The 23,206-nt window shown below is 46.9% G+C and carries 19 protein-coding genes; 4 read left to right on the top strand and 15 right to left on the bottom strand.

What is annotated here, in order from left to right; genetic code table 11:
* Window positions 1–328 precede the first annotated feature (328 nt).
* The 4 genes from BUB85_RS16580 to BUB85_RS16565 form a co-directional block, all read right to left on the bottom strand.
* On the bottom strand, window positions 329–1,081 hold the full coding sequence (locus BUB85_RS16580) for a hypothetical protein (RefSeq protein ID WP_084534094.1): 753 nt from the start codon (window positions 1,079–1,081) through the stop codon (window positions 329–331).
* A 15-nt stretch (window positions 1,082–1,096) separates the two neighbouring features.
* Window positions 1,097–1,810 carry a DUF5058 family protein gene (locus BUB85_RS16575; RefSeq protein WP_073112545.1) on the bottom strand — a complete coding sequence of 238 codons (714 nt, stop codon included), beginning with the start codon at window positions 1,808–1,810 and terminating at the stop codon, window positions 1,097–1,099.
* 424 nt (window positions 1,811–2,234) lie between these two features.
* Window positions 2,235–2,924 (bottom strand): FadR/GntR family transcriptional regulator, encoded by a 690-nt coding sequence (locus BUB85_RS16570; protein ID WP_073112543.1) that lies wholly within the window; start codon window positions 2,922–2,924, stop codon window positions 2,235–2,237.
* Between the two features lie 98 nt (window positions 2,925–3,022).
* Window positions 3,023–4,000: a dipeptidase gene (locus tag BUB85_RS16565; RefSeq protein WP_073112541.1), complete on the bottom strand. Its 978-nt coding sequence runs from the start codon at window positions 3,998–4,000 to the stop codon at window positions 3,023–3,025.
* Between the two features lie 325 nt (window positions 4,001–4,325).
* Here BUB85_RS16565 and BUB85_RS16560 point away from each other — a divergent pair, with 325 nt between their 5' ends.
* Both BUB85_RS16560 and BUB85_RS16555 read left to right on the top strand, forming a co-directional pair.
* Window positions 4,326–5,513: a MalY/PatB family protein gene (locus tag BUB85_RS16560; protein ID WP_073112539.1), complete on the top strand. Its 1,188-nt coding sequence runs from the start codon at window positions 4,326–4,328 to the stop codon at window positions 5,511–5,513.
* Window positions 5,513–6,742, top strand: coding sequence for an MFS transporter (locus BUB85_RS16555; RefSeq protein WP_073112537.1), 1,230 nt, complete (start codon window positions 5,513–5,515; stop codon window positions 6,740–6,742). Before BUB85_RS16560 ends, BUB85_RS16555 begins: the two co-directional genes overlap by 1 nt.
* Before the next feature lie 107 nt (window positions 6,743–6,849).
* On the opposite strand, the gene BUB85_RS16550 is transcribed toward BUB85_RS16555, so the two are convergent.
* From BUB85_RS16550 to BUB85_RS16525, 6 genes are all read right to left on the bottom strand, one after another.
* The gene (locus BUB85_RS16550; protein ID WP_242945464.1) at window positions 6,850–7,887 is read right to left on the bottom strand and encodes a TRAP transporter substrate-binding protein; all 1,038 of its coding nucleotides are present in this window, start codon (window positions 7,885–7,887) and stop codon (window positions 6,850–6,852) included.
* A 95-nt stretch (window positions 7,888–7,982) separates the two neighbouring features.
* Window positions 7,983–9,272: a TRAP transporter large permease gene (locus BUB85_RS16545; RefSeq protein ID WP_073112535.1), complete on the bottom strand. Its 1,290-nt coding sequence runs from the start codon at window positions 9,270–9,272 to the stop codon at window positions 7,983–7,985.
* On the bottom strand, window positions 9,269–9,754 hold the full coding sequence (locus BUB85_RS16540; RefSeq protein ID WP_073112549.1) for a TRAP transporter small permease: 486 nt from the start codon (window positions 9,752–9,754) through the stop codon (window positions 9,269–9,271). The genes BUB85_RS16545 and BUB85_RS16540 overlap by 4 nt, the downstream gene beginning before the upstream one ends.
* Before the next feature lie 181 nt (window positions 9,755–9,935).
* Entirely contained in the window at window positions 9,936–10,697 is a 762-nt protein-coding gene (gene aroD / locus BUB85_RS16535) for a type I 3-dehydroquinate dehydratase (protein WP_073112533.1), read from the bottom strand.
* Window positions 10,698–10,759: 62 nt separating this feature from the next.
* Window positions 10,760–11,953, bottom strand: a complete 1,194-nt coding sequence (locus tag BUB85_RS16530) for an MFS transporter (RefSeq protein WP_073112531.1) — start codon at window positions 11,951–11,953, stop codon at window positions 10,760–10,762.
* A gap of 108 nt (window positions 11,954–12,061) precedes the next feature.
* Window positions 12,062–12,937, bottom strand: coding sequence for a shikimate dehydrogenase (locus BUB85_RS16525; protein ID WP_073112529.1), 876 nt, complete (start codon window positions 12,935–12,937; stop codon window positions 12,062–12,064).
* 264 nt (window positions 12,938–13,201) lie between these two features.
* Here BUB85_RS16525 and aroE point away from each other — a divergent pair, with 264 nt between their 5' ends.
* Window positions 13,202–14,071, top strand: a complete 870-nt coding sequence (gene aroE, locus BUB85_RS16520) for a shikimate dehydrogenase (RefSeq protein WP_073112527.1) — start codon at window positions 13,202–13,204, stop codon at window positions 14,069–14,071.
* Between the two features lie 272 nt (window positions 14,072–14,343).
* The gene (locus BUB85_RS16515; RefSeq protein ID WP_330392363.1) at window positions 14,344–16,338 is read left to right on the top strand and encodes an oxidoreductase; all 1,995 of its coding nucleotides are present in this window, start codon (window positions 14,344–14,346) and stop codon (window positions 16,336–16,338) included.
* Window positions 16,339–16,474: 136 nt separating this feature from the next.
* On the opposite strand, the gene BUB85_RS16510 is transcribed toward BUB85_RS16515, so the two are convergent.
* The 5 genes from BUB85_RS16510 to BUB85_RS16490 all read right to left on the bottom strand — a co-directional run.
* Window positions 16,475–17,467 carry a 3-isopropylmalate dehydrogenase gene (locus tag BUB85_RS16510; protein ID WP_143160759.1) on the bottom strand — a complete coding sequence of 331 codons (993 nt, stop codon included), beginning with the start codon at window positions 17,465–17,467 and terminating at the stop codon, window positions 16,475–16,477.
* Window positions 17,455–18,627 carry a ComEC/Rec2 family competence protein gene (locus BUB85_RS16505; protein ID WP_073112523.1) on the bottom strand — a complete coding sequence of 391 codons (1,173 nt, stop codon included), beginning with the start codon at window positions 18,625–18,627 and terminating at the stop codon, window positions 17,455–17,457. Before BUB85_RS16505 ends, BUB85_RS16510 begins: the two co-directional genes overlap by 13 nt.
* 87 nt (window positions 18,628–18,714) lie before the next feature.
* Window positions 18,715–20,067 (bottom strand): MATE family efflux transporter, encoded by a 1,353-nt coding sequence (locus tag BUB85_RS16500; protein WP_073112521.1) that lies wholly within the window; start codon window positions 20,065–20,067, stop codon window positions 18,715–18,717.
* Complete coding sequence (locus tag BUB85_RS16495; RefSeq protein ID WP_073112519.1) at window positions 20,054–22,822, bottom strand: response regulator; 2,769 nt, start codon at window positions 22,820–22,822, stop codon at window positions 20,054–20,056. The genes BUB85_RS16500 and BUB85_RS16495 overlap by 14 nt, the downstream gene beginning before the upstream one ends.
* Before the next feature lie 80 nt (window positions 22,823–22,902).
* Window positions 22,903–23,206: IS66 family transposase (locus tag BUB85_RS16490; RefSeq protein ID WP_143160694.1), on the bottom strand; the 304-nt coding region annotated here is incomplete at its 5' end.

Raw genomic sequence — 23,206 nt, 5'->3', positions numbered from 1 at the left:
AAATATCTGTGTCGCGGAACTGTGAATGTCCTTGCGGAAAGTACCATGATCGCAATTGCTCATAACATCAATAAACTTCACAGAAAAATACAATCCGGTAAAATAGGACAGCATTTATTTGAACTTAAAACAGCATGATTTTTGAACTATCAAAATTCAAAACAACCTTTTCATAGAAGGTCTGGTTCAAGTACGCCCAAAAATCAATATGAATCAGAAATGGAATAAAAAGGACATTTCTGTAGGAAAAAAAGAGCTGCGCACCGCTGAATTTAATCAGCTAGTGCGACAGCCCCATTCCCTCTTACCCTGTCCCTTTTTGATATTCCTACTTTGTTTCTGCCATTGGTTCCGGATCGTCATCTTTTTTTGTCTTGAACGTCACATATCCAATCAGGATCGTCACTGCGATAGAAATCGCTTCTCCGATATCTGAAAGTGCTTCTATGTTAATCACGTGAATCGCTATGTAAATTACCACTGACGGAATCGCCCAGATCATAGTTTTAAGCCATCCGGATTCCTCAATTCGGAACCAGATCAGTGCACCGATCAGCGCCGGAACCACATAGCTTAACGCGGTCAGCACTATTTGGGGCAGCAGCGGTACAAAATAACTTCCGGTGAACACAATAATCGCCAAAATGAATAAGTTGACAAAAACTGAAATCGCCACGCTGAATGTTGCAAGCACCTGACCTCTTGGCGAATCGGAATGCTCTCCGTATTTTTTCATAACTGAACGTGCAACCGGCACCCGGATATTTTTCACATTCCCGGACAGATATGCCATGTATGTCGGCGCCGCTCCGAGTATCGGATACCAAATCAATGGTTCTGTTATCCACATTCCGATACAAAGTGCAGTCAGTGCAAAAATAACATTAATATATGTTGAAATCGGAACCCGGTATCCCATCACAAAATATAAAAACAGAACCGGAAGAAACGAAAGTATCAGTGCAATCGCCATGGTTGCCCGCCCGATACGATGTACTTTTTTTGAATAGGAACCGTTATATTCCTCAAGCATTTCCGGCGAATCTGCTTTCGCCTGCATATTTATATTCTCTGTGTTCATAATCTTCTCTGCCTCCTATCCGATAAGTGTGTCCGCAGCTGCGGCTGCCACCATTCCACCAATCAGTGCAATTCCCAGTACCCAGTCATTAAGTTTCTCATTTCCGCTTTTCCTGACCGCTGCGGTCACCGCCATACTGCTCAGAAGTCCAAAAATAATACCGACCGTCTTCGGAACACCGCCGGATGCTGTAGACAATGTCCAGTATCCCAGAAAACCGAGTTCTGCCGTCATACCCAGAATCGGAATGAACGAACGTTTCTTCTTACTTTCTTTTTTTGCTGCCTTATCCAGTGGTTTCAAGGAAATCAAAAGATTGAGCATATATGGTGCACTGCCCAGAACCATGCCGAAAATCGCACAGGTGAATACCGCCTCTGTAAATCCTTCTCCGCCAAGAGTCACCCCCATAGCGGTGGCAACAACATCCGCCAGCCATAGCTCATAATCAGCTGCACCGATTACGCCCGTTCTCATAAATGTAACCGCCGGACCTACCAGTGAAATCATTGCGATAACAACTACGACCACCGAGAATGATGGGCCGATCGATGAAACAGCACTGCTCTTTGCAATCGACTTTAAGTCTTTCGAAGAATACAGGCTATATTTTTTGTTGAACCTCAATGCATTTTTCATAAATAAGACCGCCTGCACCACCACAAAAGATAGCAGGATGATGGCAAAGGGCCAAATAATATTGGTAACATTCTGTACTGCTTGAGTCATAATAATGATCCTCCTCGTTTGTTTTCTTTCCCAGACGCCACTATCTGCAAAAGCGCTTTCTCATTCTCATAGGTTCCTCAACTTGTTATGTAGTATATCATGTTGTGTCTATCATTTCAATACTTTCCATGTATTTTCGCTATTATTTTTCATTTTCAAAGTAGATTTTTGTTATTTTCAGCTTTTTCTATATTATACATCATAACATGTATGCAATCAAACCAATACTTTACATCATTTTTCACTTCCCTGTACCACTCCCCAGGCCACTCCATAAAACCAAGCAGGCCCGAAACAGGCCAGTTCGTTGTCCGCATAAAAAAACTGCTATACAAAACCCGTTTATAATAAAAACAGTTTTTGTATAACAGTCTCTTTTCCAAGTCTTACAATGAGAGATGTATCTGATAAAGCGGACGTACAATTATAAATGCTTAAAATATTCTTCATATACCTGAGACACGTACAGTGTATGTTCCTTCATATAAAAATAGGCGAACTCACCGTCATGATGCTCAATCGCTTCAAATATCTTCCTGTGCTGTTCATGAAATGTTTCCATAATTCCAATCTGCTGATCCGGAGGAATAAACCCAGCCGGCGCATGATTGTTCTCCTCTTCAAGTAGATCTGTAAACAAATGGTTCAATGTTTCATTTCTCAGAGCCCTAATTACCGCCATATGGAAATCGGTCTGCAAATCCAACGGGGCTGCTTCTTCTATGATTTCACGAAGATATTCAATCTGAGCGTCATCAATCGTAAGTGCCACCTGTTTTGCAATCTCCGGTTCCAACATCAGACGGATCTGTTCCGCGTCAATAAACTTGTGCTTATACTCCTCGGCTGCGGCTGCAAAACTCTCATTGTCCTTCAGGAACTCCGGATTGAACAGAACCTCGCTGCCCCGCCCCCTATCCGTCTTGATCAGCCCCATCTCGGACAGAATAGATAGCGCCTTACGGATGGTAATACGGCTGACGCCCATATTGTCAATCAACTCCTTCTCACTTGGAAGCAGATCTCCCTGCTTATACACCCCTGCAATAATCTGACTCTCTATTTTTTTCAGTACCTGCTCATATAACGGCTGTTCTGCGCTCTTGGATATCATTCTTTCACTCCCCTTCCCCTTGTTATTCAGTATAACAAATAAAAGTGAGAATTGTCAAAGATGTCTCTGCATAAAGTATGCCCTTGCACAAAATAGTACTAAATGAGTACCTCCGAAATAACTCTTCTTACATTTTGATATGCGATTTTATCAATCCCTGATTCAGGAATCCCCTGACGCTTCAATTCTGCAAACAACATAGGCATCTTATCAGCACTACCGATTTCCAAACTGCCCTCTATTCCGTCAAAGTCTGTTCCAATTGCTACACTCTCAATCCCTCCGATATTTATCATATGAGAGATATGTTCCACCATTTTTTTTATTGTACTCGCTTCATTTCCAGAAGTGTCATCCAGAAATTCTGGTCCAAAATTCAATCCTGCCACGCCTCCTTTTTGTGCAAGCGTGCGAATCATATCATCTGTCAGGTTGCGTGGATGACCACATACTTCCCTGCTGTTGGAATGGGATGCGACAAATGGCTTTTTGCTGATTTGGGCGACATCGTAAAATCCCCCATCCGACAAATGTGACACATCAACAAGCATTCCCAGCTCATTCATGTATTCAACTGCGTCTCTCCCAAATTCTGTAAGCCCCTGATTCATAACTTTCGCATCACGGCTATTCGGTGATCCAAAACAATTTTTTTCGTTCCATGTAAGCGACAGCAGACGAACTCCCATATCGTAATATGATTTTAATCTGTTCAAATCTCCTCTCACATCTCTGCCATCCTCAACCGTCAGAAATACGGAAATTTTGGATTGTCGGCTATTTTCTTCTATGTCAGAATCATTTTTGGCAAATGCGATGGCTGCAGGATTCGCTGTAATCGTTTCCCGAAAAATGGAGGCACAGGATCTGATGTATGCGTCATCGTCAACCTTAGGTGCCTTGTACCAGTCCCATATGTCCTCACATGGAAGAAAGATTGCAAAAAACTGTGCCATACATCCTCCTTTCTGAAGTCTGGCAACATCGACCATTGCTGTCGGCAGTTCATACATATTGGTCTGTTTTGCAAAATACGCCTCCATCAGCGTATCGCAGTGCATGTCTATGTAACTCATATCAAACTCCTTTCAGTTGTCAGGGCTGTGGCAGAGCACCTGTCTGGTAACTAATACAGTAGAGAAACCCAAAAAGAATTTATAATCAAATTCTAACAACGTATCTTTTCAAAGTCAAGCATTACTTATTATATTATATAATATATTTTAATTTTTTTTATTTACTATTGCATATTTTATCGTTTTAACTTATTATATTTATGATATGTTTGTGATTTTGTTATAACTATATACTGACATGACGTATTCTTGATCATCAACTGGTCAAAACCTGATTTCAGTTCTTTTCCAAACATCATAATCTTACTATTTTGGGAGGTCGAAAATGAAAAACTATGATTTTAATGAACTTGTAAACAGAAAAGGCTCCGCTTGTATAAAATGGGATTTTCAAGCTGCCGACTTCGGGCATGACGGATTGCTTCCGTTCACAATCGCCGATGCGGATTATCCAACCTGCCCCTCTGTGACTGCTGCTCTTTCTAAAGGTATTCAAACCGGAATTATCGGATATACGGATGTGGATGATTCCTATTACAACGCAGTAATAAACTGGTGTCTTGTAAGGCACCAGTGGAATATAAAAAAGGACTGGATCGTCCCGACTTCCGGCATCATTCCAGGAATCGCTTTTGTTTTAGAGTCCATGACCCAGCCCGAAGATCCAATTGTCGTACAGCCGCCAGTGTATGATCCCTTCTACTCTGCCATCCGTGCAACCGGAAGAACAATCGTCAAAAACGAGCTGATTGCAGATGAAAATAACCGATACACAATGGACTATGCTCATCTTGAAGAATGCTTCCAACGCGGTGCAAAGGCCTTCATTCTCTGTAATCCTCACAATCCGATTGGGCGTGTCTGGAGCCGTAAAGAATTGGAAAGAGTTCGGAAATTATGCCGGGAGTATCATGTTCTGCTGATCAGTGATGAAATCCACTGGGATATTGTCTACGCGCCCAGCATCCACACATCCATCGGAACCCTGTGTGACGAAAATGATTTTGCGGTTGTCTGCACCTCCGGAAGTAAGACATTTAACATCGCCGGACTTCAAACATCCAACTTTATTATTATGAATCCAGACCTAAGACAGACATTCCAGGATTACCTCTATGGCCGATATTTGTTCTGTCCCAACACGCTTGGGCTCATCGCCACCAAATATGCTTATTCCACAGGTGCTGAGTGGGTGGACGCACAACTACTGCACCTGAAATCCAATGCTGAAAAAGTAGTAGCTTTCATGAAAGCACACCTGCCTTTCGTCAAAGTTACGTTCTTAGAAGGCACTTATCTGATGTGGCTGGATTTTACATATTATCACAGATCAAGCGGTGAACTGGTCACGTTGTTTTCCGAATATGGAGCTGCCGTAGGGGACGGAACACACTATTCCCCTAAATGTGATGGCTTTATCCGCCTGAATATTGCCTGCCCGAAAGCACAACTGACAGGTGGGCTCGAGTGCATCCGTCGGGCAGTTCAAAGTCTGAATGAGGAGGATCAGTAATGAAATTGTGCGAAAAAAAATCTTACCCTTGGATTCTGGTAATATTTTACTCGCTTCTAGGTGTTACATTTCCAGCAGCTGTCACACAGTTCAGTATGGTTGTCTCAGATATTTCTGACACAATGGGACTGAGCCGCCAGCAGGTTCTTTACGCAGATACAACACGGGCTATTCTTCTGGTTGCTGCCATGTTCCTGTCGAGTTTTATCTATCAAAAACTCGGGTTAAAAAAAACAATGATGCTCGGAATGTTCTTCCAGATCAGTTCTCAGTTTCTTACTCCTCTGGCGGTAAACCTTGGAAGCTTTCCGTTGCTGCTCGTTTTCAAAGGAATGCAGGGCTTAAATGCAATGGCATTTCCACTTTACATATCTTCCATTACACTGTGGATGCCAGATAAATACAGAGGACTTGCGACTGCCATATTTAATGGAAGCTTTGTTGCCGGCGGCGGTATCGGTGCCTGGATTTCCGGGATTCTGGTTCCCAGTTTCGGTTGGCAGATGTCCTTCTATATCATTGGCGGCATGTGCCTGCTCTTTGCCATTCCGGTCTGCATCATTACGAAAGACAAAGCCTTTGAGCCAGATGCCCATACCGCCACTGAAAAGCGGTCAAATATATACAGTAACATCGTTCATAATCCAATCACCTGGCTGCTGGTTCTTGCACTGATTGCCAATACATGGGTATCCCAGGCGATCACCGTGGATATGTCCATTTATGCTCAGGATATCGGATACGGGTATCAATACAGCGGAACGCTGATGCTGATTATCAGTATCGTAACTGTGGTATCCTCAATTCTGGCCGGTGCGGTATCCGACCACTTTGCTCCCCATTCCACGGATTCCGTAAAGACACGAAGTCGAATCATGGGACTGGGATATTTTCTGGCTACCTTCGCTGCGCTACTCCTTCCGTTTGTTGCTGATAACGGTTTTATGGTTATCGCTACGGTCTCTGGCGCAATGATGTTCGGAGTCTCCTGGAGTGCTGGTGTCTTTTGGGCACTTCCCAGTATGGTCTATGCAGAAAAAGATAATGTCGCGGGCACCGCATTCTGCTCCGGTGCCTCCAACGTTCCCAACCCTGTCGCACCGGCTGTTGTCGGCGTATTATTAGGAACAAATGGCCATTGGACAGCCGGCTGGATCACATGCGCGGTTGTTTCGTGCATCAGCCTTGCCGCCTCGCTGCTCATACACTCGCCCCAAAGTGGGGACTAAGCAGATTATCAAAAAGGGACAGGGTAAGAGGGAATTGGGGACGTAGCAAAATGTCATTTTGCTACGTCCCCAATTCCCTCTTACCCTGTCCCTTTTTGAGATCTCAATCATTTCTCCAGATAAGCGTCCAACAGCTCTTCCCCCGCCTGTTCCCGAATGTTTTCGTATACGTTCTCTGACAATTCCCGCATCTTATCGTGCACTTCTTCCGGCAGCTCTACAATCTCGCAGCCGGCATCCTCCATCGTCCTGATACGGTCTTCCACCCGTTCGTCTGCCTGTGCACGTGCATACGCTGTCGCCTCTTTTGCGGCGTCCTTGATGATCTTCTGGTCATCCGCACTGAGGCCCCTCAGAAAATCGTCATTCACGATCAGCGAGATCATGTGTGGCAGATGGTTCGTCTGCACCACATATTTCTGCTGCTCGTAGAGTTTTCCTGACACAATGACCTCGTACGGGTTCTCCTGTGCATCGATGGTGTGCTGCTGCAGGCCAATATAAACCTCACTGAAGGTCATGGGCGTCGGATTCGCACTCAGATCCTTCCAAAAAAGCAGATGGTTGGCATTCTCCATGGTTCGAATTTTCTGACCTTTAAAGTCTGCCACTGTCTCGATTTTCTTGTTCGTCGTCATCACACGAAATCCCTGATCCGCCATACCAAGCAGATAGTAGCCGCCGCTCTGGTATACTTTTTGCAGTTTCTCCGCGAACCCTTCGTCGTCCACAGCCGCCCGCACTTCCTCCATCGTGTCAAATGCACATGGCGCGTCGAACACCGCGATCTCCGGTATGAAACTCACCTGAGGCGCCGTGTTCTGCACCACAAATGGGATATCTCCGTCAGCACAGCTCTCCAAAAGCTCACGGTCACTTCCGATAACACCGTTCGGATAAATCTGGATCTTCATCCTTCCATCGCTTTTTTCAGTCACTTCTTCTATGAATTTCTCACCGAACTGCTGGGTGACGGTGTCCTCCGGACTGCTGGTTCCAAGCGGCCAAGCGTAGGTCTGCACCTCCGCTTTTTGGGTGACGGCTCCCGCAGTTTTTGCGTTCTCCGCATTATTTCCACACCCATACACGCCTGCCATCACTGCAAGACCGGCCATTACCGCCAGCGCACTTTTCCATCTCTTCATCTGCCTACCCTCCTTATACGTAATGTCCCACACGCACTAAACATAATCCATCGGGAACATTCCCAATATGAACCTTTATTCCGCAGAATCCCCACCTATAATAACGCCATACTGACCTGTGGAATAAATGTAATCAGCAGCAGGGCAATAAAGAAAAACAAAATCAACGGCAGTGCCTTTTTCGCGATCTGCATCACCGGAATATCCGTCAGTGAGCTTGCCACAAACAGGTTTACACCAATCGGCGGTGTCACAAATCCAATGGCAAGGTTGATTACCATAATGATTCCAAAGTGTACCGGATTCACACCGATTCCGGTCACGATCGGCATCAGGATCGGTGCGACAATCAGAATCGCCGGGCTGGTATCCATCACCATCCCCACCAGCAGCAGGAATAAATTGATGACCAGCAGAATCACGACTTTCCCCGTAAATGTTGTGAGTATCCAGGTACTGATTGTCTGCGGAACCTGCATCAAAGTCAGCACTCTTGAAAATGCAGTCGATGCCACCAGAATAAACAGCAGCGGCGCAAACGTTCTGCACGCCTCAACCAGAATATTGTAGATATCCTTCAGCCTGATCGTCCGGTAAATGAAGATGCAGACAATCAGCGCATAAAATACAGAGATGACCGCCGCCTCCGTCGGGGATGCAATTCCCCCGTAGATACACCCCAGTATGATCACCGGAGTAAGTAGCGCCCACACGCTCTCCCGCAAGACCTTCACCAATCCCTTCTCATGCAGGGCATCCACTTCCATGTTGATTTTTTCTTTATCTTCCCCGTGTTTTGTACAATAATAATACGTGTACACCATCAGAAGAAACGCAATCAGAACTCCGGGAATAATTCCCGCGATAAACAGATCGCTGACCGATTCCCCCGACGCCATGGCAAACAAAATGTACGGAATACTCGGCGGGATAATCACCCCGAGACCGCCGGCCACCGCCACAATCGCCGCCGAAAATACTTTGTCATACCCCAGATTGATCAGAATCGGAATCGTCATACTTCCGACTGCCGCCACCGTCGCCGGAGCCGAGCCTGAGATTGCCCCGTAAAACAGACAGGTGATAATTACCGCGCAGGGAATACCGGCCCTTCTCTTTCCAATGAAATATGCAAATACATCGAACAGCTTCTTTGACACACCTCCACGCGCCATAATGATCCCCGACAGCACAAACATCGGAATCGCAAGCAGCGGGAAGCTGTCAATCCCGCTCACCATGGAGCGGATCACATAAGTCGCACTGGCCGTAAAACTGGAATCAAAAATTCCAGGCAGCACCGATACAATTCCCAGCGAAATGGATACCGGAATCGCGATGAACAGACACACGACGAACAAGATCATAACCGTCATAATACTCATCTGTCTCTCCCCCTCACTCTCTGCATCTCAATCCACCATCTCTGTGCCACTCTGAAATCCACCAGCAAAAAGCAGACAAACGGCGCAGCCTGCACCACGTACATCGGCATCTGGCACGCAGCACTCGTCTGCCCGCTGGCAATCGATGTCTGCAGATATCTCCATGCAAAAGGAATCATGTACGTAAAAAATGAAAATTCAAATGTATGATTGATCATCTTTGCAAATGCCTTTCTGCGCGGCGAAAGCCTGCTCACCAGCTGCTCGATCTTGATGGAGATACACTTTACGGTGCAATAACTGACACTGATAAATCCGGCCCAGACAAACAGATACCTTGTAAGCTCCTCCGTCCAGGACAGCGAGTAGTTAAACAGGTACCTGGCACACACCTGTATTCCCATGATCACGGTCATTGCAATCAGGATGCTCACCATCAGGCATTCTTCGAAATTTTTATTCAGCCATTTTAATACGCGCATATACCCTTCCCTTTCCTTCATACATTTGCTGCACAGATAGCAGGGCTCCTCCTCACTACATTTGACAAAAGGGCAGTCGCTATGACTACCCTTATTTATCTTCTGAAGCAAAGCAGGCACTCACGGTCTGCCTCGCTGCATGTTCATGAATATTCATGAATGTCCATAAATATCCGGCAGCTTAGATACTCTTGTGAATGATCTCCAGCACCTGCTCCAGCTCATTTACACCGATCTGTCCCGGTGCAGAAGCTTTCTTTGCCGCTCCAAATGTCAGTGCGGAACCAAACACTTCTCCGCAAAGACGGCTGATCACACCCGTGCCCGCCATGGACATAGTAATGATCGGTCTGTCAGCGTACTCTGTCGCCATCTCCTCTGTGGCAGACAGCAGGACCAGCACGTCCTTCTTTGACTGCGGCATCACTGCGATCTTCGGGATGTCTGCATTTAATTCCTGCATCTTGCGCAGTCTGGATACAATGTCATCCTTGTCCGGGGTCTTGCCGAAATCATGGTTGGATGCAACCACTTTCACTCCGGCCTTATGTGCTTCATCCACGATCTCCGTCACATACTCATCACCGGTAAATGCTTCCACATCCACCAGATCTACATAACCACTCTTTGCTGCGGCAATATTGAGCGCCGTGTACTCTTTTGCTTCGATCGCCTTCTCTCCGCCTTCCTTTGACGTACGGAATGTGAACAGAATCGGGGTCTCACCGAGTGCTGCCCTCAGATCCTTCAGTACGTCCTCCACCTTCGCAAAGTCAAACACACCCTCAAACCAGTCCACACGCCACTCAACAACGTCAACCGGAATACTGTCAAACGCCTTTGCCTCCTCAATGATATCTGCCTTTGTCACGCCGACGATCGGCACACAGATTTTTGGACGGCCTTCGCCGATTGTAATGTTTCTTACTTTCACTGCCTTCATAATCATTCTCCTCATATTTACAAAATCGTTTTTACAGAACATCCTGTCAGAAAGATGCCCGTTTACTTAGATTCTTCTGCCTTTTCCAATAATTTATTATATCTCACATTTACAAATAATGCCAACAGAACTCCGATGATTGTAATCACGATATTCATCACAAGAATATTTGCCGGCTGCATTTTTCCTGCCACTGAAAGGATGGTGTAGTTCGACAGACTGGATGCGATCATGACAATGCTTGTAATCGTCCCCTTGATTCGCGGAAACAGATCATTTGCGGTCGCTGTCACGAGCTGGAGTACCACCGCACCCGCCGAGTATCCGACCACTGCTGCACCGATATAGCAGATGGCCGGTGTGCGCAGCAAATATACGGCTGCGATCATCACAGTTGCGATCAACGGATACACGAAGATAAAACGAACACCTTTGATCTTATTTACCAGGATGGTGGTCACGATAATAGCCGCCAGTGAACCAAATGAATAATAGGTCTGCATCTTACTCGGATCCGCGATTCCAACCACTTCTTTCGCAAAATCCTGCGCACAGTTCAGCCATAACTGGAACGTAGCTGTTCCCGTAAAACCGATCAGGATCAGTGCGATACTCTCAATCGAGAAATTTGCATTTTTGATATCCTGAACAAGAGAAGTTTTCTCTCCCGCCGCTTTTTTCTCTGCCTCCGGCAGTGGAATGAAGAATACCGCAACCGCGATCACAAGAATCGCAGCACCCGCAACATAAAGCAAAATATTCAGGGAAAGATTTGCACCTGTAATTGCACCAATCATAAATGGCAGTAACAGCTGTGAGCATGAGATTGAAAATTTCGTCAGCATCGTTGCCATGCTGGAACGTGGCTCCAGAATCTCAACACAGCATGGAATCACGCCGCAGTCCAGGAAGGAGTTCGCGATACCGCCGAGCACTGCCGCCACATAGGCAACCGCCATGTTTGGCGAGAATGCCAGCCCCAGGAAAAAAATCGCATAAGAACCTGCACCGATAATGGATGCAATTCTTCTTCCCAGCTTGTCGGATAACGGTCCGGCAAATGGAAGCGCAATCAGACGGCCCAGCCCCAGCGCGGCCGCAACCATGGTTACAAGCCCGACATCAGACAGTCCCCACTGCGTTACCAGCGACTCCTTGATGACCGCCTGACCGAGCACAGAACATCCGATACCATGGATAAAATAATTCAAATAAAGTACAAATGCACTTGGATAAAATTTGCTTTTATTATTCATTGTTTTTCATTTCCTCTCTTTTTCCTAAACCCTTGCCCGAAATGGTCTCCATCCAGGCCTCTGCTCCGGGCGTTCTGACAGCCTGTCCCCGACATCTGCACTTAATATTTATTCATATTTTATATTCAGAATTTCCTTCATGTACTCGATCGGCATCGGTTCGCCTGTCCACAGCTCAAATGCAGCTGATCCCTGGAACAGCATCATGCCGAGACCATTCATGGTCTTGCATCCCACTTCTTTTGCCATGGAGCGCATCTTTGTCTCAAGCGGAGAATACGGTACATCTACAACAATCAGTTCCGGGCGGAAGAAGGATTTATCCGGTACGACCGACATTCCCTCAAGCGGCTTCATGCCGACTCCTGTCGCATTTACAAATATGTAGGAAGAATCCATTTCCTCTTTCAACTTGTCTTTGTCGTCCAGATCGTACAGTGCAGCCTTGCAGTTTGTCTTCGTGTTGATCTTCTCAACAGTGCTCACGGCTCTGTCCCAGAACTCATCGTGGATATTGAAGATAGAAATCTCGGAAACTCCGTCCAGTGCGGCCTGGATTTCAATTGCTGTGGCTGCTCCTCCGGCTCCGCAGATTGTCATCTTTCTGCCGATCACGTCAATGTCGTTGTCTTTCAGAGAAGCCATAAATCCGATTCCGTCTGTGATGTGGCCTGTCAGATGTCCGTTATCATTTACGATGGTGTTTACCGCACCGCAAAGCTCAGCAGCCGGTGAAAGCTCATCTAAATATTTGTGAACAACTGTTTTGTTCGGCATGGATACGTTGGATCCTCTCATCTTTAAAGCTCTGAGACCTTTGACAGCGTCCTCGAGTGTGTCGTTATCCACCTCGAATGCGAGGTATGCGTAATCATATCCGAGTTTTGCAAACGCCTCGTTCTGCATTGCCGGTGAGCTGGAATGTCTGATCGGATAAGCCATCAATCCAATGAGTTCGGTATGTCCTGTAATTCTCTCTGCCATAGTTTTTTCTCCTTTTTCATAAATCGTCTTGTTAATTTTTTAACACGTCTTATGAGCATATTATATCAAGCGTTACTCATAAAATCCAATTGAAGTTTTTTGTCTTTTGATAAGTTTTCTCTATGTTTTAGCACTTTAACGTATTCAAGTGTTGACTTTATGAGTGAAACATACTATAATTGAGAAACAATCCGGCGCTCATTTTTTTGGAAGAGAATGGCCGTAATCAGTACTTTTAAATCACCATCAAAGGAGAAAATCACCATGTCAAACAATATCACCGGTCACACACAACTCGCCTGCCTTTTAGGACAGCCCTGCGCACACAGCATCTCGCCTGCCATGCATAACGAGGCATTTAATCAGCTCGATATCGACTGCACTTACCTCGCATTCGATGTGGGAACGGACACACTTCCCGAGGTGGTCGAGGGACTTCGCAAAATGAATGTCCTCGGGTTCAATCTGACCATGCCGGACAAAAACCTGATGTGTGAACTCTGCGACGAGTTATCCCCGGCTGCTAAAATCGGAGGTGCCGTCAACACTGTAAAAAATGAAAATGGAAAATTTATCGGTCACACAACCGACGGAACCGGATTTATGCACGCATGCGAGGCTGCCGGTTTTGATATCATAGGAAAAAAGATGACTCTGCTTGGTGCCGGCGGTGCCGCCAGTGCCATTCTGATCCAGGCCGCACTGGATGGACTGACCGAGATCTCTGTCTTCAATATCCGCGATGCTTTCTGGGATCGTGCACAAAATCTGGTCGACACACTGAATAATGAGACCAATTGCAAAGTGACGCTTTACGATTACGAAGATCCTTCTATATTGAACCGCGAGATCAACAGCAGTGCCATCCTGACAAACGGAACCTCTGTCGGCATGGCGCCGAAGACAGATGCCTGCATCATCACAGACACCTCTGTGCTCCGTCCGGACCTGATGGTCTTCGATGTCATCTACAATCCGGAGGAAACCAAACTGCTCCGCCTTGCAAGAGAAGCCGGATGCCGGACAGCAAATGGCCTGTACATGCTTTTATATCAGGGAGCTGCCTCCTTCAAGATCTGGACCGGACAGGATATGCCGGTGGAACCGATCAAGAAAAAGTTTTTTGACCGATAGACAGTTGATCGAACTGAATAAGATCACACTTCCGTTTTTAACAGACGGTAACACGGATAATATAACGGATAGTAAAGCGGACACTCAAATGACGCCCTCCTTTTCATGCTGACTGCATGTTAAGCGAGGGCATTATTCATAGTTATTCTCTATCGAAATTAACGAAATTTCCAATTTGTTAAATCATTCCTCATCCATTATAATAGAATTATCAAGAGTCGTTAATAAATTAACATTCACTATTATCACAATCATGAAACGGAGGAAAAATCATGAGCAATTATCCTAACATTTTTACACCATTAACAGTTAGAAACATGACTATGAAAAACCGCGTGTGTATGACCCCCATGGGTACCAATTTCGGAGAGCAGAGCGGAGAGATGAGTTTCCTGCACATTCAGTACTACGAGCAGCGCGCAAAGGGCGGCACCGGCCTGATTGTTGTAGAGAACGCCAGCGTAGATTCCCCGCAGGGCTCCAACGGAACCACTCAGCTCCGTATCGATCAGGATAATTACATCCCCCGTCTCTATAAATTGTGCGAGACCGTGCACAAACACGGCAGCTGTATCTCCATCCAGTTAAACCATGCAGGCGCCTCTGCGATGACCTCCCGAATCGGAATGCAGCCGGTATCCGCTTCCAACATTCCGTCCAAGGCAAACGGCGAGATTCCCCGTCCGCTGACGAAAGAGGAGATCAAGCACATCGTCGTAAAATACGGCGAGGCTGCAAAGCGCGCGCAGGTTGCAGGCTTTGATGCGGTTGAAATCCACTGCGGTCACAGCTATCTGATCAGCCAGTTCTTGTCACCTACCACCAACAACAGAACAGACGAGTTCGGCGGATGTCCGCAAAATCGTGCAAGATTTGCTTCTATGATTATGAAAGAAGTGAGGAAACAGGTCGGGGACAGATTCCCGATCATGATGCGTATCAGCGCCGATGAGTTCGTAGAAGGCGGCAACACGCTGGAAGACACTTTAGAGCTTCTGGAATATTTTCAGGAAGAGGCGGACATCATCGACGTATCCGCGGGTCTGAACAGCTCCATCCAGTTCCAGATTGATGCAAACTATCTGGCAGACGGATGGCGTTCCTACATGGCCAAGGCTGTAAAGGACAAATTCGGCAAACCGGTCATCACCATGGGAAACATCCGTAATCCCAAGATTGCCGAGGATATCTTGGATCGCGGCGACGCAGACATCATCGGTATCGGCCGCGGACTGATTGCAGATCCGGACTGGGTAAACAAAGTAGAGTTAGGCCACGAAAACCTGATTCGCAAATGTATCTCATGTAATGTGGGCTGTGCCGGAAACCGTATCGGCGTCAACCGTCCGATCCGCTGCACCATCAACCCTGCCGTAAATGAGGGTGGTGACTACCGCAAAAAACGTATCAACAAGCCTTGTAACGTGGTTGTAATCGGTGGCGGAACCGCCGGACTGGAAGCCGCATGTACAGCCGCTGAAGTCGGATGTGTCACCTTCCTTGTCGAAAAACAGGATCATCTGGGAGGACTTGCCGCAGAGATTTCAAAAATCCCGGATAAAAAGAGACTGTATGACTTCCCGGATTACCTGATCAACCGTGCCAAAGCATTGAAGAATCTATTCATCTTTACCAACACTGAGGCCCACATCGAGTTGATCAAAGGCTTCAAACCGGACATCGTGGTAAATGCGACAGGCTCCAACCCGCTGCTGCCGCCAATTAAGGGGTTGCATGATTCCATGGCAAAAGAAGGGAGCAAGGTCGCTTCTATTCAGGATATGATTGACAATCTCGGAAACTACCCGACCGATATGAAGGGACAGAATGTCGTCGTCATCGGCGGCGGCGCTGTCGGTCTTGATGTGGTAGAGTGCTTCGCACCGAGAGGCGCAAATGTAAGTATCGTGGAGATGCTCCCGCAGATTGGAAAAGACCTGGATCCGGTATCCAAGGTCTCCACCGCAGAACTGATGAAAAAATACAGTGTAAACCAGATGCCCGGCACCGCACTTCTGGAAGTGCACGACGACTATTTCCTCGTTAAAAAAGGTGATAATGAAGAGAAGCTTTCATTTGATTACGGATTTGTCTGCCTTGGAATGCGTGCCAACGCTCCAATCCTGGAGGAGCTGAAAGCTACCTTTGATCCACGCGATGTCGAAGTCTACAACATCGGCGACAGCGTCCGCGCACGACGTATCATCGACGGTGTGCAGGAAGGCCGGAATGTACTGAATGTGTTGGAGAAGAGAGATTTCCTGTAAGAAAGCAATGTTGTTCCATTATTCTCTGGCAGATTTGTCAAAACCCCCGCCCCAATCAGCTGTCTCACTGATCGGGGCGGGGGGGGATTTCTATCGATAAAATCTGCCCCTTAATATCACTTTGGGCATTTTACCGCTATACTCCATATTCCTTGTATAACTCGCTGCAATACACACTATCTGTTGTTGCCCGAAGAAGCATCTCGCTTTTTCCACTTTGTAAAAGAAGCCTGGACAATTTCATAAACCGCTCTTTTTCCAATTCTACTCTTCTCATAACCTCCGCATTTTTCTTTTCCATTTCCTTTTCCATTTCCTTTTCTGCTTTCTCTATTTCCTCTGCCTTCTTCTTTTCTAACTCCTCAAACTCCTCTTCATACAATATCCTTATCAGATTGCTCATTCCCTGCACCTCCCTTATTCTCTCCGCATTTCCACGGGTAATTGCATCCATAGCGGCTTCATATCGATTCAAATTTCTATGTTTTTCATACTCTTTTAAAATACAATTGATTTCCTTCTCTGATTTAACATCCGTTCTCAAACTCCGAATCCACAGATTCTCCTCCATTGACAGCTCTTTTGTAATCAGCATCTGTATCGGGATCGGATCACCTGTCAGATAATATATCCCCTTCCCTTTTTTCTTCACTTCCATGCATCTGCTCTGTTGTAAATGTTTTATCAGTTTTCGCGGATAACGATTACATACTATCGTGATCGTCAGTTCTTCCGGTAAAATTTCGCCTACATGCTCCGTATCTGACTGGTAAAAACAGGCATAACCATACACCTTGTAAAAATCATTTAAACTGAATGTGTCTTCCGGGCTCTTATACTCAACTATGTTATGTTTACGAAATATCCGCCCGATATTCTTCCTGATTGGAATGTCTTTTAGCTTTTTCACTACAAGAACATCTATCTGCATTGGCTTGCTGCCCAGCAGATGTTCTTCCTCAAACTCCAGATTCTCCGCCTCATCCTCAAGTTCAATCTGAAGAGACGCCGCCAACACGATTGCGCTGACGGCACTGCTCTTTCTGAAATCTATAGACCAAAGCGCTTCACTGCTTTTCCGGTATTTCGTACCCGTTTTGAATTTCTTTTTTATTTCTACGGTTTGCACGACCCGCAGGGATCATACCCGTCCTCAATCAATTCGTCCCGGCTTCCGGTGAAATATTCTTTATTTTTGTCCTTCATCCGCTTTACTGACTGGCATTCCGGTTTATGAAACTTCCGGCTCTTTGTATTGAGCACATAATCGCAGGTCGCCACAGCGTTGTCTATACCCGTGTCCTCCTGCGCCGTCAGTCCGGCATCCTCGCCTTTCTGATTTTCACTTCCCTGATTTCCGGCCTTCTGATCTTCTGCCGCATCACCGCCCGGGGTGAAATCATTGCATGGCTCCTGGGCAAATGTAAACTTTTCCCCGTCGCTCGTGGCGAGAATCTCTCCTTGTTTGTCTGTCCGGTAAAGCTGGACATTCTTTGCCTTCAAACGCTGCAGCGTCACCTCACGCGGATGGTTGTAGTTGTTGTCGGAGGTTCCGCTGCTGATCACGGCGTATGCCGGATTGACTTTATCCAGAAATGTCTGACTTGTAGAAGTCTCACTTCCGTGATGATTGACCAGATAAAGATCCGCCGAAAGGTCTTCTTTTCCCCGCACCATCTCGCCTTCACTCTCAGCTCCGGCATCACCGCATATCAGAATGCTCGTCTTTCCAAGGCTCACCTTCACAGCCACCGAATCTTCGTTCTCGTCCTTATGCCCATAATGCGTCGGCCCCACAATATGCAGTGTGGCATCTCCCAGACGCAGTTCATCACCAGCCTCCGGATGACGAATATCAAGCCCCTTCTGGTCACTGATATTCACAAAGGACCTGTATATCTTTGTGTCTGCAGTGTAATCCGGACCGAGAACTTCTCCCACCTCGAACACGTTCAGCACACCGACCAGTCCGGCGATGTGGTCAGCGTCATAATGGGACGCAATGACGTAGTCGAGCTTAGTTACTCCCTGTTTTTTCAGATACGCAACAACGTAAGAAGATTTCGCATTCACGCCGCCGTCAATCATGGCATAGCGCCCTCCGCTCTCGAGCAGCGTGGCATTTCCTTCTCCCACATTCAGAAAATATGCTTTCAGCTCTCCCTTGCCGGCCGCTGAAACCACCAGCTGACGGCCTGTAATTCCAGTCAGCGCAATCATTACAAAAGCAAGTAATAATGCTATGTATTTTTTTATTGCGGAGAGTCCCTTGCTCCTTGTACCCAACATTTTAAATCCCTTCTTCATACTTTTTCGCAAACATTGACGCAGGCAGATGCCGCTCTCGCACCTTCCCCAAACGTACAGGACACCTTATCAGTGCTCTGCACATTCACGGGCTCTATCATGTCTTCCCTCATAAAGCACATAGATCAGCGTATAACACGCCATGAGCCCGGAGACAAACGGGGCGATCTTTCCCAACATTCCAAGATCATTTGCATAATGCAGCCCGAAATAATATACCATCGGGATTCTCAAAAGAAGTGCGCCTGCACTGCAGCTCACCATGGTCCAGATTATTTTCTGGCGCCCATTCAGGTATCCGTTCAGACAGAACACAATTGCCACCATAATATAATCATAGCTGCAGGACCTGAAGAACGGGACCCCCGCCGCAATCACATTCTCATCCTTCGAGAACACGCCAATCATCGATTCCGGACTGACTTGCGCCCACACCCAGAATAGCAACGATGCCGCCAGTGCAAATGTCATGCCGTACCACAGGGATTTCCTTGCCCGCTCCGGCTTTTTCGCTCCCATGTTGTGTGCCGTGATCGCCGCCAGCGCATTGCTCATAGACGTCGCAGAAAGCATGGCAAACACATCATATCTGCTGCTGATTCCCACAACTGCCGCCGCATAAACGCCGCAGCTGTTCATCACCGTTGTCAGATAGAGAAAAGAAATCCGAACCATCAGCTCCTGAAAAGAGATTGGAATCCCGACCGCTGCAAGTTTTCGGACAATTGCCCCATAAGGACGAAAGCTGGACGGCCTGAAGTCAAACAGAAATTCTCTTTTCTTCAGGTAAACCACTGCTGTGATCATGCTCACAGACTGAGAGATCACGGTCGCCAATGCGGTTCCACTGACGCCCATGCCGAAATATTTTACCAGCACAAAATCCAGAATAATATTGAGCACACAGGCCAGCCCGATGAACATCATCGGTCTTTTAGAATCACCGCATCCTCGCAGAATTGCACTGATGGAATTGTAGCCGCAGATAAAAATATTTCCCAGAGCGCAGATTGCAACATACTGCATCGTAAGCTCAAAAGATTCCGCCGGCGTGTGCATCAGCGTCAGCAGCGGCCGCTCGAACAGCAGCATCGCCGCGGTGAGCACAAGCGCAACAACGGCAAATGCCGTGAATGTTGTGCCAATAATTTTCTTCACATAATCATAATCACGACTTCCCATATATTGTCCGACGATGATTGTACTTCCCAGTGTCAGTCCTGCGACCAGACTTGTGACGATCATGGTCACCTGTGTTCCCGTTGCAACGGCCGCCACACTCTCTGCGCCACAGTATTTTCCGACCACAAACAGATCGACGGCTCCATAAAGTGACTGCAGTACATTTGCAATCAGAAACGGAACTGCGAAAAGCAGCAATGTTTTTCCTATACTTCCTTCTGTCAGATTATTCTCGTTCATTTTCGTGTGTTCCTTCTGTCATACTTTTATGTCTCTCCGCACCTTTTGTGCGCTTTTCTCTATATATCCGAATATGTTTCGCCAACGCCGCATACATGCTGTTCGGATCGATCGGCTTGGCAAGATGCTCATTCATCCCCGCATCGAAAGATTTTTTCACATCCTCATCGTACGCGTTTGCCGTCATTGCGATGATCGGAATGATCTGCGCATCCCCTTTGTCCGCTGTGCGGATTGTCTCCGCCGCCTCCAGCCCATTCATGACCGGCATACGGATATCCATGAGGATTGCATCATAGGTTTCGGCAGGCGTCTGAATGAATTTGTTGACCCCTGTTCTTCCATCCTCCGCCAGATCCACGATACAGCCTGCTTTTTCCAGCAGTCTGCGGACAATCTCCTGATTGAGCATGTGATCCTCGCACACCAGAATTGTTTTCCCTTTTAATACGGAAAAGTCTTTCAGCCGCGCATCCTCCGCGTGCAGGGCATCTGCATCCGCCGTCTCCTCTGCCAGCTCATATTCCCCATAAAGCCTGAAGGTTGTGCCCTTTCCAAGGGTACTTTCAACCGTGATCTTCATCCCCATCAGGTCGCACATCCGTTTTACAATCGTAAGTCCCAGTCCAGTGCCCTGGCTCACCGACGCCATCACCTGATTTTCCTGTGAAAAGGCGTCATACATATGCTTCTGAAATTCCTCACTCATTCCAATTCCGTTGTCGCTCACCTTCACGAGCATGGCAATCTTGTTGTCCGCCGTCATCTCCACCGATGTGCTGAATATGATTTTCCCGCCTTCCGGTGTATACTTCACCGCATTTGACAGCAGATTAAAATAAATCCGGTTAATCTTCAGCTTGTCCTGCATGACCACGAACTCCATCTGCTTGTCACGGGCATATTCAAACTCGATATTCTTCTGCTCACACAGCGGACCGATAATTGTCTCGATATAGTTTCGGAACTCCGACCCGGAGTACGGCGTGAGATGAAGCTCCATTTTACCATTCTCCACCCGCTCCATGTCCAACACATCGTTGATCAGTCCCAGAAGGAACTCGCTTGCGAGCTCGATTTTCTGCAGACAGTCGTCGGTGTCCGGCGGGTTATCATTTTCCTGTGCCAGCTTGTTCATGCCAATGATCACATTCAGCGGCGTGCGCATATCATGACTCATTCTGGAGAGAAAATCGCTCTTCGCATCCGTCGCGTGCTGCAGCTTAATATTCTGCTTCTTTGTTCTGTCCGCAAAAGCTGCCAGAAGAAGTGCTGCGACGATGATCGCCCCCAGTCCCCCTGCTATTGCAAATGCTCTGGCCGGTCGGCTGACCACCCACTCCTGCAGAATATCCTGATTCGGATGATTATTCGTGCTCTTTGTCAGCAGGCGTTCCTTCTCTTCCTCTGTCAGCCCGTTCAGCTTTTTATCCAGAACCGTGCCCAGTACACTTTCCAGATCCCCCTTCACGCCCAGGGATATCTGATTCGTATACGATGTTAAACTGTAATTCAGATCCGCATAGCGATACATCGAAAGATAATATTCTGCCGCGTAACTGCTGACAAACGCGATATCCGCCTCGCCGTTCTCCACCGCACTGATGCAGTCCGCATAGTCCGTGCAGTTCACCAGCTGTTCCTTCTGATAACCATCTCTGATGTAATCCTCCGTCGTTCTCTGATTCTTCACAATTGCAACGCGGCTGGACGCCTTGTCGATCGTGGTGTTCCGCTTGCTCACACTATAATATCTCTGCGTGAAGTATGGCAGGGAAATGCTTATATTATTCTTGTCCGCCCACTCATAATCAAAGTAATACTCCGGGTAAATGACCGTCTCCAGCTCCGCCGCATCCTCTGCTGAAACCTGTTCGCAGGTAACCTCCAGCTGATTGCAGAGGTACTGCGCAATCTCCGGGTAGAACCCGACGTATTTTCCATCCTCATCCTTCATGGAGAAATAGCCTTCCCCATCCCGAAATGCAAAGGTCAGCTTTCCCAGGCTCTGCAGATACGCGGTCTCTTCTTTTGTGAGTGGAATACTGCTGCGCTCCGGAAACCACTTGAGGTATAACTCCTGCAGATAATAGGGATTCTCCATGGTAATCTGTGAAACCACATTATCCAGCACCAACAGATTTGGATTTCCGATGGTCATGCTCATGTAGTTCGGCACTGAATCCAGCTGTACCAACAGCTTCATATTTCTGTCCATATCCATAATATTTGAGATGAAGGCATCAATATTCCCAGCCTCCAGCGCAGCTTTCTCTTCCTCAACCGTATCATAGAAAACCAGATTCTCATCCTCCAGACCAATGTCTGAGTGTATCTCACCATTTGAAAGATTGTTGTGCATGCTGTGAGTGATTCCGATTTTGAGTTGTCGGAAGGTATCGTAATCCTCGAAGAAAAGATCTTCTCTGGATTTCAGCGTCATGAGAACATGGCTGGTCGAAGCGATCGCATTCTCGGAATATCCCAACGTAGTCGACGGTGTCTGCGGTGTGGTTGCCGGCATCCTGATATCCGCTCTGCCCTCCAGCAGCATCTTCTTCGTATCCTCCCAGGAGTCCGCCTTCACATATTGAAACCGGATTCCAGAATACTCGGTAATCTTATTCAGCAGATCAACTCCGTATCCGGTCTCGTCACCGTTTTCGTCATACTCAAAAAAGCCTTCCAACGGATAAAATGCAACCCGGAGCGTCTCCCTTTCCTGCGCATGTACTGAAATCGAAAATAGACTCATCCCCAGAAGTACTGCTGTGAAGCATAATAACAATAAGTGCGAGCGATTTTTTTGTTTTTTGGTAACTGTTCAGAACTCCATTAGTTAAAGATGATATCGGAATTCCCTAAAAGGGCTTCTCTGATTGCTGTAAAAGCATTTATTCCATGCTTATGAGCAGTCCCAATATAGCTCATGATTGTAAGATATTCCTGTGCGCCTTCCTCACTGCGAAAACATCCTGAGACCTTGGTTTTAACCTTAATCATGCGCAAATCACGTTCCGCAAGGTTATTATCAAACGGAACACAGAGATTCTTTATAAATAAGCAGACTGATGCCTTGTAATTCACAAGTCTGTCAATTAGATTTAGTACCTTGGTCTTTTTCTTTCGACCACGCTTT

The sequence above is a fragment of the Hespellia stercorisuis DSM 15480 genome (genome assembly GCF_900142165.1).
Lineage (GTDB): Bacteria > Bacillota > Clostridia > Lachnospirales > Lachnospiraceae > Hespellia > Hespellia stercorisuis.
Note: the sequence above shows the minus strand (reverse complement) of the source record. Positions and strands in the feature narration are given on the sequence as shown.

Coding starts and splice junctions, on each gene's coding strand:
- BUB85_RS16540 (WP_073112549.1), bottom strand. CDS start 9,754: ATGCGCGTATTAAAATGGCTGAATAAAAATTTCGAAGAATGCCTGATG.
- BUB85_RS16555 (WP_073112537.1), top strand. CDS start 5,513: ATGAAATTGTGCGAAAAAAAATCTTACCCTTGGATTCTGGTAATATTT.
- BUB85_RS16565 (WP_073112541.1), bottom strand. CDS start 4,000: ATGAGTTACATAGACATGCACTGCGATACGCTGATGGAGGCGTATTTT.
- BUB85_RS16560 (WP_073112539.1), top strand. CDS start 4,326: ATGAAAAACTATGATTTTAATGAACTTGTAAACAGAAAAGGCTCCGCT.
- BUB85_RS16570 (WP_073112543.1), bottom strand. CDS start 2,924: ATGATATCCAAGAGCGCAGAACAGCCGTTATATGAGCAGGTACTGAAA.
- BUB85_RS16495 (WP_073112519.1), bottom strand. CDS start 22,822: ATGAGTCTATTTTCGATTTCAGTACATGCGCAGGAAAGGGAGACGCTC.
- aroE (WP_073112527.1), top strand. CDS start 13,202: ATGTCAAACAATATCACCGGTCACACACAACTCGCCTGCCTTTTAGGA.
- BUB85_RS16530 (WP_073112531.1), bottom strand. CDS start 11,953: ATGAATAATAAAAGCAAATTTTATCCAAGTGCATTTGTACTTTATTTG.
- BUB85_RS16575 (WP_073112545.1), bottom strand. CDS start 1,810: ATGACTCAAGCAGTACAGAATGTTACCAATATTATTTGGCCCTTTGCC.
- BUB85_RS16550 (WP_242945464.1), bottom strand. CDS start 7,887: ATGAAGAGATGGAAAAGTGCGCTGGCGGTAATGGCCGGTCTTGCAGTG.
- BUB85_RS16505 (WP_073112523.1), bottom strand. CDS start 18,627: ATGTTGGGTACAAGGAGCAAGGGACTCTCCGCAATAAAAAAATACATA.
- BUB85_RS16500 (WP_073112521.1), bottom strand. CDS start 20,067: ATGAACGAGAATAATCTGACAGAAGGAAGTATAGGAAAAACATTGCTG.
- BUB85_RS16545 (WP_073112535.1), bottom strand. CDS start 9,272: ATGAGTATTATGACGGTTATGATCTTGTTCGTCGTGTGTCTGTTCATC.
- BUB85_RS16515 (WP_330392363.1), top strand. CDS start 14,344: ATGAGCAATTATCCTAACATTTTTACACCATTAACAGTTAGAAACATG.
- aroD (WP_073112533.1), bottom strand. CDS start 10,697: ATGAAGGCAGTGAAAGTAAGAAACATTACAATCGGCGAAGGCCGTCCA.
- BUB85_RS16580 (WP_084534094.1), bottom strand. CDS start 1,081: ATGAACACAGAGAATATAAATATGCAGGCGAAAGCAGATTCGCCGGAA.
- BUB85_RS16525 (WP_073112529.1), bottom strand. CDS start 12,937: ATGGCAGAGAGAATTACAGGACATACCGAACTCATTGGATTGATGGCT.